Here is a 12,408-nt window from a genome sequence, read left to right as displayed (position 1 = left end):
GTACCGAAATTAAATATTAAGTCTATAAATACGGTTTTTGAGTTGCTTTTTAAGACTTTATTTTGTTCCGTTAGGCTATACCCTATTGTTACTTTTTTAAATGAAGACTTTTTCCTATTCCTCTCCCTTCTTTAAAAAGTAAGCAAGGAGTTAAATATAGATTAAGCAGAGGAGCTAATCAAAATCGTGAAACATGGGAAAATATTAATCGTGGAACATAAAAATCAACAAAAATCCCACCTTGTGGAAGATGGGCTATCAACTAGAAACTACAGCATTGATTTATAAAGAGAATTAGAGCGAATTTCGTATAACCACCATTATGTTAAATTGAGTGCTTAGCGTTATCTAATCATCTCAATATATTATAAGTCACTCGTGAAAATTTTAGTTGTGTAATACCTTGTAATTTAAGGATATAACTATACAGTTTTAAGGTCTTATTCTAATCAAAATTAAATAGATTCTACGAATAGTTCCTCCAATTATTGACACATCTAACCATCTTTTGATGAATCACTTCATAAGCTAATGGGAAACACTAATCATTGGAAGCACAACAGCTCTTTGAGCTATACCAAACTTCGATATATTCATCGATATCCGACTTCAGCTTGTCAAAAATCATTTCATCAGAAATATAAAAATAAGTACGGCTATTCAATTACATACACTATTCCTTGGGTTTATTTTCAGATTTTTACAAACCTTCAATCAACAACTTCTTCTTTTCAAGATTAAATCAACATAAGTCTATGTTTTAAAATAATTAAATAATATTTTTTAAACTTACAGTCTACAACTAAAGTCGACCTTCTCGATTTTTTGTTGACATGTCTAAAAAATCAAATATATTAATAATGATACGATATGTATCATTATACAAAAAATATTTTAAATAGGATGTTTAAAATGATAGGGCTAATCGGAATAGTCTTGTCCCTAATATTGCTGATGTATTTAGCATATAAGGGCTTCAGCGTTATTGTTCTTGCACCAATACTTGCGTTATTTGCAGTTGCATGGAGTGGGCTCAGCAATGAGATACTTGGGTTTTATTCTCAAGTTTTCATGACAGGTTTAGGTGGCTACATCATCAAATATTTCCCACTCTTTTTATTAGGAGCTGTGTTTGGGAAATTAATGGATGACTCAGGTTCAGCTCGAACTATCGCCAATTTTTTTGTAGAAAAATTGGGACATAAAAGAGCGATGCTTTCTATCGTGCTTTCATGTTCGATTCTAACTTACGGTGGTGTTTCGTTATTTGTTGTTGGTTTTGCTGTATTCCCAATTGCATCTGCACTCTTTAAAGAACTTGGGATTCCGAAGCGTCTAATTCCTGCAGCAATCATGTTAGGTGCTCTTACTTTTACCATGACGGCATTACCTGGCACACCTGCTATTCAAAATGCTATTCCAATGCCATTTTTTAATACAGACCTATACGCGTCACCTGGCTTAGGAATACTGGCATCCATTTTTATTCTGGTTACAGGAATGTGGTGGTTAAACAAGCGTATTGCTAAAGCACATTTAAATAATGAAGGTTATGGCAATCACTTTGAATCACACCACCGTGAAAGTGGATTAACATCATCATCTCCAAGTTTACTGATTGCTTTTGCACCAATCCTAGTAGTTATAATTTCCAACCTACTGTTAACTAAAGTGATTTTACCTTCTCTGGATACGGCATATCTTTCTACTGACCAATTTGGAAATACTTCATTAAGTTCAGTCATTGGGCTATGGGCGATTATCTGTGCATTGGTCTTAGCTTGCTTAAGCATCATCGTTCTAAATTGGAAGGCCTTTGTTGATATCAAAGATTCAATTCAGCAAGGGGTGTCATCTTCATTCTTACCTATTTTTAATACGGCTTCTGAGGTGGGTTATGGCTCAGTCATCGCTTCATTGGCAGGTTTTATTATTCTGCGTGATTTTCTAATCGGTATTGCGCCAAGTAATCCACTAATTTCTGAAGCTATTGTTATCAATGTATTAGCAGGGATTACAGGCTCAGCTTCAGGTGGTCTTAGTATTGCCCTAAATACAATGGGTGAAACCTATAAAAGTTTGGCACTAGAGCATGGGATTTCATTAGAACTCATGCACAGAGTCGCATCAATGGCCTCTGGCGCACTAGACTCACTTCCACACAATGGTGCCGTAATTACTATCATTACCTTATGTGGATTGACTCATAAACAATCTTATTACGACATGTTCATTGTCGCAGTTGTTATACCGCTGATTGCATTAAGTGGTGTCATTACCCTCGGCACAATATTTGGATCATTCTAGAAAATTCAATACCTTAACCCAATATGGTGAATAAAAAATGTCTCATACGATAAACCTTCCTCGAATTATGCAGGTTGGAAAAAATGCTCGAAGCCAGCTTCCTGCAATATTAAATAGCTTAGGAGCAAAAAAGCCTTTGATCATCACTGACAAAATGATGGTTACATTAGGTTATATCAATGAAATCCAGAACATACTCAAAACAGCAAATATTGAAAGCGACTATTTTGACGAGACTATTCCTGAGCCAACTTCTGCTTCAATCGAAGCAGGTGTAAATCATATTAGATCTCATCAATATGACTCCATCATTGCTGTAGGTGGCGGAAGCCCAATCGACAGTGCCAAAGCCATTAGTATTTTGGGCATGTTTGGTGGAGAAATTCGTGATTATAAATTTCCCCGACAAGTGAATGAGACTGGATTGCCTATTATTGCTGTTCCAACAACAGCAGGTACAGGTTCAGAATGTACTCGATTTACGATCATTACTGATGATAAAACCAGTGAAAAAATGCTGTGCGCAGGGTTAGGTTTTTTACCTGTGGCTGCAATCGTAGACTATGAGTTAACGATGTCAATGCCTGCCCGTACAACGGCTGATACTGGAATTGACGCACTCACGCATGCAATTGAAGCTTATGTTAGCAAAAAGGCAAGTCCATATAGTGATGCCCAAGCAATTGCAGCAATGAAGCTCATTGGTCCAAATCTACAGACCGTTTTTCACGAACCAAATAATGAATCTGCACGTGAAAAAATGATGCTCGGATCTACATTTGCAGGTATCGCATTTTCCAATGCCTCTGTTGCTTTAGTACATGGTATGAGTCGACCGATTGGTGCTTTTTTCCATGTTCCGCATGGATTATCTAATGCAATGTTACTACCGATGATTACTGAGTTTTCAATACACGCTGCACCAGAACGTTATGCAGACTGTGCTAAAGCAATGGGTGTTGCCCATATGGATGACTCTGACAATGTTGCAAATCAGAAACTTATCCAAGCATTAATCGAAATAAATAGAGACCTCAAAGTTCCAACATTAGCTGAATTTGGAGCTGATAAACAATTTTTCGATGAAATTGTCGAAACAATGGCTGAACAAGCACTCGCATCTGGTTCACCTTCCAACAACCCTGTCGTTCCTACAGTCACCGAAATAGTTTCACTATATAAGCAACTCTGGTAAGGCATATTTAATTCATTTTTCCACATCAAGAGGATAGATCCACATGGAATTAATCGGGCATTTTATTAATGGGACTCTGAATACCCAACATGCAAGAACTCAACCTGTTTACAATCCATCAACAGGTGAGCAAAGCAAGGAAGTAGCGCTTGCAACCAAAGCAACAGTTGAAGAAGCAATTGCCGCAGCTGAAGCAGCATTTCCTGAATGGCGAAATACTCCAGTGATTAAACGTGCACGTGTCATGTTTAAATTCAAAGAACTGCTGGAAAAAAATGCTGAAAAAATTTGCCAACTTATTGGTGAAGAACACGGAAAAATTGTGCATGATGCTGCCGGTGAATTACAGCGTGGTATTGAAAATGTTGAGTATGCTTGCAGTGCTCCTGAATTTTTAAAAGGTGAATTCAGTAAAAACGTAGGTCCAAGTATCGATTCATGGAGTGAGTTCCAGCCTTTAGGTGTCGTTGCAGGTATTACTCCATTTAATTTCCCAGTCATGGTTCCACTTTGGATGTTCCCGATGGCAATTGTTTGTGGAAATACTTTTGTTCTTAAACCATCTGAGCGTGATCCATCATCAACTTTGTATATTGCACAATTACTGAAAGAAGCTGGTCTACCTGATGGCGTACTAAATGTTGTAAATGGAGATAAAGAGGCTGTTGATACCTTACTTTTAGATTCTCGAGTACAGGCTATAAGCTTCGTTGGCTCGACACCGATAGCTGAATATATTTATAAGACAGCAACTGCTACTGGGAAAAGATGCCAAGCACTTGGCGGTGCAAAAAACCATGCGATTGTTATGCCTGATGCTGATATTGATAATGTAGTAAGCTCTTTATTAGGTGCTGCTTTTGGTTCATCAGGTGAGCGTTGTATGGCTCTTTCAGTCGCTGTTGCCGTAGGTGATGATGTTGCTGATTTGATGATTTCTAAGCTCTCTGAAGCTATGGCATCGTTAAAATATGGGGCATATTCAGAAAAAGAAAATGATTTCGGTCCTGTGATTACAGCCCAGCATAAAGCTAAAGTTGTGGGTTATATCAACAGTGCAGAAGAGCAAGGTGCAACGATTGTTGTTGATGGTCGAGATGCAGCTCCAGTTGGTTACGAAAAGGGATTCTATGTGGGAGCCACGCTAATCGATCAAGTGACTCCTGAAATGACTAGTTATAAAGAAGAAATTTTCGGTCCTGTACTACAGGTTATACGTGTAAAAACCATGCAAGAAGCTATGAATCTGATTGATGATCATGAATACGGCAATGGTACTTGTATTTATACACGTGATGGGGAAGCAGCTCGTTACTTCAGTGACAATATTAAGGTCGGAATGGTAGGAATTAATATCCCATTGCCAGTCCCTGTGGCTTATCATAGTTTTGGTGGCTGGAAGCGCTCATTATTTGGTGATTTAAATGCTTATGGTCCAGATGGTGCACGTTTTTACACCCGTCGTAAAACGATTACACAACGTTGGCCAACCGCTAATGTTCGTGAGGGTGCTCAATTCTCAATGCCGACTTTAAACTAAGATTAGCAAGCAAGATAAGGGGGAAGCTGTTATAGCTTCCCTTTTTTATTTAGTATCAATCAGATGACTCAGGTCGTTGGCAGCTTGACGCAATAGTGGTTCAAAAGCCAAAAGATCATCTAATGATTTACGTATGGTCGGTGCATGTACATATAAACATGCAACAATCTCTTCTTTTCTAAAGATTGGAACTGAACATGCAACCATACCTGAGATAAATTCTTCGTTATCTGTGCCAATTTGATTTGAATAAATTAGACTTAAATTTTCTTCAAGCAAGATTGGATTTGTAATGGTATTTTTAGTCATTTGCTCAATAGACAGATGTTCCAATATTTTTTTTCTACGTTGATTTGGTTGAAAACTTAGTAGTAATTTCCCACTGGATGTACACCATAGTGGCACAGTTGATCCAATCGGTAGATAGACTTGTAAGGGCCAATTCGCTTGAACGCGGTCTGTATATAGCATTTGATTGTTATGCAGTATAGCAATTCCACACGTTTCATTAATTTGGTCTGACAACTTTTGCAAAATCGCTAGTCTTTCTATTTTTAGAGGTTCTTGCTGCCATGCACTCATGAGCAAATCATAGGTTCGCTCGCCTACGATATACCCACCATAGGTATCAACCTTAATGAACTTTTCCTGCTCCAAGGTCTGCAACAGTCGATGGATACTAGGTTTAGGAATATCCAGTTCTACTGAGAGGTCTAAAGGGGTCGGAGGATGTTTGGCTGTTGAAATAGCCTCAATAATATCTAAAACTCGGGTTATTGATGAGCCTTTTCTATTCATTGTAAGTACTCGATAGTCAAAGGTAGTTACCTGTACAAAAAGAATAATATAATTTTTCAAATTATAAGTGATGTATAGGATTCATCCTAATGATTGCTGAATGTTTTTAGCATGTTGGGTTTTACAAATTAAATTAGAGCGGCCTTGTTGAACAAACCTACCGATAAAGTCTTATTCCGCTATATAATTTGCAAATGAATAAGCCTATAAAAGGGCAGCAACAGGTGTGCCAGACTCCGCTTGCTTTAATATGGACATGATCTGGCTGTCAGTAAATTTAGATGTTTTCATGCAGAATCTCCTGCTTGTATCTTAAGAGAAAATTCTACTTTTAGATCCTATTATTTTTAGGGGGGATTACCAATCTAACTAAATTCATGAAATATTGAACGAATAGTGGTCTCCGACAAACCCGGTACGGTTCAGTTTGTGGAGGGTGGTTCAATAAGCAGCATACCATTCTTGTGTGCTAATTCCTGATGCATTTGCTGTGCAGCAGGAATTAGTCCACCATGTTTCGCAATATATTCTGCCTTTCTTTGCATGAACTCTGCTTCTCTTTGTTGAGCTCGCTCTATTGATTCATCAGGCTGTTGTTGCGGTTGTATCCCCTTATAATTATAGAGACCGACACCACAAAGAAGCAGAATAAAAAAAGCGATTTGTTTTTTAAGAACTTTATTCACTTGTGCTCATCTCTATAAAATACCATCGCTTGTCCAAGCAGGAAAATTCCATTCTTTTTAAGAAAAATGACTCTGTTATCTTATTCATCAATATATTGATGAGGTTTCTGCAATTTGTTGTATCTCCTTATTATTATGTTGGAATGTAAATAAGTGAACCGTACCGGGTTTGTCGGAGAGTCAATATTCTGAGAGACTATCCCGATGACAAAATTAAAATATACCCCTGAAATCAGAGAAAGAGCGGTTCAATTATTGATTGAATCTGAAAAAGATTATCCATCGAATTGGGCAGCAGTTTCCGCAATTGCTCCTAAAATTGGCTGTACTCCTGAAACACTACGTGTTTGGTATCAAAAATACTTAGATCAACAAAATCCCGCCAAAGTACAACAGGTATCTGACCAAGAAAAAATGAAGCAAATGGAACGTGAAATTAAAGAATTAAAACGTGCCAATGAAATTCTACGTAAAGCAGCCGCTTTTTTCGCCCAGGCGGAGCTCGACCGCCCACACAAATAATGGTGGATTTTATCCATCACAATAAAGATCGATATGGTGTTGATGCGATTTGTAGAATTTTACCGATTGCAGCTTCGACCTATTATCGGGCTTTAGATCTCGTTGATAACCCAGAACATCGAGCGAAACGTGCTCTGCATGATTTACATCATGCAGAGCAAATCAAACGTATTTGGAAAGAAAGTTCAGGTCGATATGGTGTACGTAAAGTTTGGCAAAAATTGAAACGTGAGGGTTATGTTATTGCACGTTGTACAGTTGCTCGATTGATGCAAAAGCTAGGTATACAAGGTGTTTGGCGTGGTAAGAATAAACAAACCACCCGTATTGGCTACCTCGATCAGAATGAATCAGGACTTTGTTCTTTGGGCTTCTTCGCCACAAACCCATCAGTAGAGCATCTAAAACCAGATCTGTTGTGATTCTCGACTTCATAGACCAGCCAACGACTAGCTGTGAGAAGAGGTCGATTACTACTGCAAGATACAATCATCCTTCATGAGTGCGAATATAAGTGATTTCAGTCACCCACAACTGGTTGGGCTAGTTGGGGTTAAACTGTCTGTCTAAAGTATTTCGAGCCACAATGGATGGAGTACTAACACTAGCTCTAGGTTTGCAATAGCCATGCTGTGACTGGAGACCATTCTCCTTCATGAGTGATGTACTCGATTGATACCGCAACTTTCGCCAACATCTTTCAAATCACAATGAATCTTGCGATAACCGTAGACGCCGCCAGATTTCAACCAGAACTGTTTAATTAATCATGAAAGCTGTTGCAGCTTCCTCGCAGTTATACTGGTGGGTGTCTTTAACCAGGCGTAATAACCACAGTGATGAAAATCTAAGGTTGAACATAAACGACGAACAGACCATATATGTTGGTTGTCCCGAATAAAGGCGTACCTCATTTGGACTGGCTTGCGAAGTACACCGCGGCCTTTTTTAATATGTCCCTTTCTTCAGTAACCCTTTGCAGCTTTTTTTTTAATTTCGCTAATTCTGTAGTTGGATCACTAGATTCTGTTGTCTTGGGTTGCTGTGGATCATAACGTTTGATCCAACCATACAGACTATGTGTAGTGGTTCCTAAACGTGTGGCAACTTCAGCCACACTATGACCTTTTTCAGTGACTTGTTTTACTACTTCAATTTTGAATTCTTCAGGGTATCGTTTACTACTCATAAGTACCTCGTTAATTAGCCATTTTATCTAACTAAAAGGTGTCTACAAAATCTGTGTCTACTCAATTTATACAATAAATTCAATGCGATAATTCATTTTTATTTTAGAAAGTAATGATTTTTTATAGATAGAATAAAATTCTTATTTAATTTTATAAATTCATCTATGATTTATTACTAATTTTTTAAAAATTTTAATTTTATAAGACGACATTTTCATAGTTAAATTTTCCAACCTTAGCTTTTATAATAATTGATGATTTTTTGCTTTTTAAAAGATTTAAATTTTTAAAAAAAAATTGTTTTATTTTTAAAAGAAATTTTGTTTTATTTTTTATTTTAAGAAATTTTTAATTATTGATTTTTAATGACTTTATTAAGGTTGAAACGACATTTTCATAGTTATAAGACGACATTTTCATAGTTATAAGACGACATTTTCATAGTTATAAGACGACATTTTCATAGCCTAAAAACGACATTTTCATAGTTATAAGACGACATTTTCATAGTTTAAGACGACATTTTCATAGTCACTATATTGATATAAGACGCAATTCTTGATAGCCTGCGTCATATACACTAAAGACGAGCAACATAATATGTTGGATAACGATAAAATCGTAAAAAGTAATTCTTTGATTAATGCTCGATATCAAATGGAATTATCAGAACATCGTCTTATGTTGGTAGCAATTGTAAAGACACGAGGGACAAACAAAGGCTTTGATAAGGAAAATCCTGTAGAGATCGCTGCAAAAGAATATGCTGAATTTTTTAATATAGCCCCTGATAATGTTTACAGCATGATGAAAGAGGCTCAGGATAAATTAAAAAGACGTACTTTTGATTACTCTGAAGTCTATAAGGGAAAATATACCGAGCATGTGAGTGAACCTATTTTTATCAGATCATCTTATGTTGATAGTCTAGGATTAATTCGTTTATCATTTTCTCCTTCTATTCGTCCTTTAATTTCTGAACTAGAAGGAAAGTTTACAGAATATGAATTAATGCAGATTAAAGAGCTTACAAGCCAATATGCTATACGTTTATATGAGTTGTTGATCCAATGGCGAACAGTTGGAAAAGTACAGGAAATACCATTGGATGACTTTCGACTCAAGCTTGGTGTTGGTAAGAAAGATTATGAGCGTTTTTATGATCTAGAAAAAAGAGTCATTGATGTTGCAATTAATCAGGTGAAAAAACACACTGATATTAAAAATATAAAGATGGAAAAACACAAAAATGGACGTGTTATACGTGGTATATCATTTACTTTTACAGCATCTTTTAAGAAAGAAAGAGATGTAATATCTGAAATACCATTATCTCAGGAAAATTCTAAAATTATTTTAAATGATAAACAGGCAAATTTATTTGCAAGTATGATTGCAAAAAATGTTTGTGATTGTATTGAAGGGTTTGGTTATTTAAATAACATAGTTGATTCTAATCAAAATGAAAAATTACTTGCTAAAAAAATCGAAAATGATTTTAAAAATGGTGATGTTGACCAGTATGAAAAAGCATTAATTTTATGTGGTTTCATTGATCATAGTTATAAGAAAAAAGCTAAATCAACTGAGCAAGAAATAGGAGAAAAGCCATTAGTATCTCAAGATGTGCCTATAACTAAACCTAAAAATACGAGAACAAAAAAATCAACAGAAAAAACTTCTATAAAGTCGATAGAAACGCCATCTATTAGTGATGTATTTATCACTGAAGAAAAGCGTATTGAAAAAAATACTTATGATATACCTTCGCATGTTATGGAGAGATATATTATTAATGGGGGCACAATGACAGAAGCTGAATTAATTGCCTGTGCAAAAGAAGAAAAAAAGCCTTCTGTTTCATTTGTAATGAGAGAAATTGGTGTTTTGATTGAAAAGAAAAAACAAAATAAATAGAGATCGTTTATATTTTATAGCATGTATTTGTGACGGCGTGATCTGATATGAGCGCAAAATGAACTCTTACCTAGACACCCATTTTTGTGTTAGTTGGATATAAAAATGAATACATAATTTGATCTAACTGCTGAACTGAAAAAGAAAATATTTAATTTAGATATTGAAAAAATAAAATGCAATTTCTGATTTGTATTGATGCAATTTTTATAAAATTGGTTGAATAAGACTAATATTTTTACTTATTAAAGGTGCATAAATGAAAGTTGTAACTTATTCTTATTTAAGGAAAAATCTAGCAAATGTACTCAATGGTGTTATTGATGATCATTCCCCTGTACTTGTGACTCGGCAAAATAATCAGACTGCTGTTTTGATTAGCCTCGAAGATTTCAATGCCTATGAAGAAACAGCATACTTAATGAGTAGCCCAGCCAATGCAACTCATTTAATGAAATCTATTGCGCAAGCTAAGTTAGGGAAAATTAGTCAACATGAGTTGATTGAGGAATGATTTTGAGTTGGACAGATGAAGCTTGGAATGATTATCTAACTTGGCAATCTACTGACGAACAGACTTTAAAACGAATTAATTTACTAATTAAGGATGTTATAAGATCACCATTTGATGGTATTGGAAAACCTGAGCCACTTAAACATAATTTAAGTGGCTTATGGTCAAGACAAATAGATAAAATAAATCGTCTTGTCTATGAGGTTTTAGATCAGCAAATCCTGATTATATCTTGCTGTTATCATTATGATTGAGATTCATATTTATGAGTTGAATTTTTTCGAATAATTTAATACCTGAAATTACTGTCCAAGTAGAAGAAGAATCAGTGTCCAGTATTACATGCCACTAGGTGTTCATTTGAATAAGAATATGCAATTACGAAGTGAACAAGGGGTTGGGCACAGATTCTTCTTTTACTTGAACTAATGTATGTCAATATGCCGCACATAGTATTTGAATATTTTAAAGATTGGGGTGGGTCCATGATTGTTCGTGAGCGTATAGAAATACGTGTTGATGTTGAGACAAAGCAATTAGCAGAACGAGCTGCTGTACATAGGGTTGTTCTTCATTAACTGAATTTATTGTACGTTTGATTCGAGAAAAAGCATAAAAAATTTTAAAAGAGCAAGCAAATATTGAATTAAGTAATGCTCAGTTTTACCGATTTGTTGAGGTCTGCAATGCACAGCATACCATTCCTACCCATTAAAACAGACTGCTCAACTTTTAGATAAAGAAGGCTTTTAAAATTGTAATTAGGAACAACTTTTGAAGTTGCAAATGCTTTGATTCATAATTTAAAAAATTCGATGGTGATAAATAAAGTCTCAATGACTATCCAAATCGATGCCAATCCAATGAAAATAAAGTTCGGATAGCCACTATTTCATCTTAGCAAGTCGTTCTGTAAGCCGTAAATCCTTATCTGCATACTCTATTCCTATTTGTACTCTACCATTCATTCCTGTTCCGAGTAGCGAATCAAATATCCTCAAAACATACGAAAATTTAAGTCTTGATGCTATATCTTAATATTTTATAATTTGTACAGGCTTTGTTGCACAGATATTCAAAAACTAAACTTTCCCCAAGTTATCCAAATTTAAGTGACAACTCGGGTGTGAGGTCGACCCAACTCCGTAAATTTATTTAATACTGCCACACGTGCATGCATCTCTTTGACTTGGCTTTGGAAATTTCTTGCACTGAGTTTATCGCCTGAGAAACACTGTTTCGTAAGATTTGATGCAATGCATTTTAGTTTCGACCAAACTTCGGCAATGATAGCCTGACCAGTTTTTACATAGTGTCCTGCCTAAACGTTTAACTGTTCGAAGTAATTCATTTCGCTCTAGCGAGCTGGTCTTTGTATCTTTCCAAGGTTTCGCATTTTTTCTTGGTGGAATCACCGCATGCGCTTGTCGCTCTGTGATGACCTAACGCCATTGCTTGGTGTCATAAGCCCCATCAGTATAGACGGAGTCAATCTGTTCTTCTTGTGGAATCTGATTTAGTAAATCACCAAGCACCTGTGAAGCACTCACATTGTTGGTTGTGAGCTGAATAGCACGTATTTGAAGGGTTTCAGCATCGATACCAATATGTAATTTATGCCATTGGTGACGATATTTAGGCTGATGTTTTTTACGTTTCCATTCGCCTTAACCTAAAAACTTTAAGCCAGTAGAATCCACAAGTAAATGGAGACCATTACTGCTTTTTTGATAGTTAAT

The 12,408-nt window shown here is 35.9% G+C and carries 8 protein-coding genes, 3 pseudogenes and 1 other annotated feature; of the genes and pseudogenes, 7 read left to right on the top strand and 4 right to left on the bottom strand.

The annotated features are described in order from the left end of the window. Positions 1 to 912 precede the first annotated feature (912 nt). Genes HX129_RS17130 through HX129_RS17120 form a run of 3 tightly spaced genes read left to right on the top strand, consistent with a single transcriptional unit; the run spans position 913 to position 5,042 of the window. Positions 913 to 2,307, top strand: a complete 1,395-nt coding sequence (locus tag HX129_RS17130) for a GntP family permease (RefSeq protein ID WP_286436369.1) — start codon at positions 913 to 915, stop codon at positions 2,305 to 2,307. A 37-nt stretch (positions 2,308 to 2,344) separates the two neighbouring features. After that, the gene (locus HX129_RS17125; RefSeq protein WP_168396801.1) at positions 2,345 to 3,502 is read left to right on the top strand and encodes an iron-containing alcohol dehydrogenase; all 1,158 of its coding nucleotides are present in this window, start codon (positions 2,345 to 2,347) and stop codon (positions 3,500 to 3,502) included. Positions 3,503 to 3,545: 43 nt separating this feature from the next. Further along, positions 3,546 to 5,042 carry a CoA-acylating methylmalonate-semialdehyde dehydrogenase gene (locus tag HX129_RS17120; protein WP_104495243.1) on the top strand — a complete coding sequence of 499 codons (1,497 nt, stop codon included), beginning with the start codon at positions 3,546 to 3,548 and terminating at the stop codon, positions 5,040 to 5,042. A gap of 45 nt (positions 5,043 to 5,087) precedes the next feature. Here HX129_RS17120 and HX129_RS17115 read toward each other — a convergent pair whose 3' ends face one another. Beyond that, positions 5,088 to 5,840, bottom strand: a complete 753-nt coding sequence (locus HX129_RS17115; protein WP_286436368.1) for an IclR family transcriptional regulator — start codon at positions 5,838 to 5,840, stop codon at positions 5,088 to 5,090. A 422-nt stretch (positions 5,841 to 6,262) separates the two neighbouring features. Beyond that, on the bottom strand, positions 6,263 to 6,526 hold the full coding sequence (locus HX129_RS17110) for a hypothetical protein (RefSeq protein ID WP_286436367.1): 264 nt from the start codon (positions 6,524 to 6,526) through the stop codon (positions 6,263 to 6,265). A 204-nt stretch (positions 6,527 to 6,730) separates the two neighbouring features. Between HX129_RS17110 and HX129_RS17105 the strand changes: the two are divergent. Further along, positions 6,731 to 7,440, top strand: a pseudogene (locus tag HX129_RS17105) (IS3 family transposase); the annotation flags it as partial. Then, positions 7,006 to 7,122: a sequence feature (AL1L pseudoknot), on the top strand. (Overlaps the previous pseudogene by 117 nt.) On the opposite strand, the pseudogene HX129_RS17100 reads toward HX129_RS17105, so the two are convergent. Further along, positions 7,373 to 8,237 (bottom strand): annotated as a pseudogene (locus HX129_RS17100) (IS3 family transposase); the annotation flags it as partial. The pseudogenes HX129_RS17105 and HX129_RS17100 overlap by 68 nt on opposite strands. A 601-nt stretch (positions 8,238 to 8,838) precedes the next feature. Here HX129_RS17100 and repM point away from each other — a divergent pair. The 3 genes from repM to HX129_RS17085 all read left to right on the top strand — a co-directional run bounded on the left by repM (position 8,839) and on the right by HX129_RS17085 (position 10,923). Beyond that, on the top strand, positions 8,839 to 10,155 hold the full coding sequence (gene repM, locus HX129_RS17095; protein WP_130075518.1) for a replication initiation protein RepM: 1,317 nt from the start codon (positions 8,839 to 8,841) through the stop codon (positions 10,153 to 10,155). A gap of 259 nt (positions 10,156 to 10,414) precedes the next feature. After that, entirely contained in the window at positions 10,415 to 10,669 is a 255-nt protein-coding gene (locus HX129_RS17090; RefSeq protein ID WP_286436366.1) for a type II toxin-antitoxin system Phd/YefM family antitoxin, read from the top strand. Next, entirely contained in the window at positions 10,666 to 10,923 is a 258-nt protein-coding gene (locus HX129_RS17085; protein WP_130075520.1) for a Txe/YoeB family addiction module toxin, read from the top strand. Before HX129_RS17090 ends, HX129_RS17085 begins: the two co-directional genes overlap by 4 nt. Positions 10,924 to 11,777: 854 nt before the next feature. Here the strand turns inward: HX129_RS17085 and HX129_RS17080 are convergent. Beyond that, a pseudogene (locus tag HX129_RS17080) lies at positions 11,778 to 12,408 on the bottom strand (IS5 family transposase); the annotation flags it as partial.

The organism is Acinetobacter sp. 251-1 (genome assembly GCF_030329305.1).
GTDB lineage: Bacteria > Pseudomonadota > Gammaproteobacteria > Pseudomonadales > Moraxellaceae > Acinetobacter > Acinetobacter piscicola_A.
This window is presented reverse-complemented; position numbering and strand designations above follow the sequence as displayed.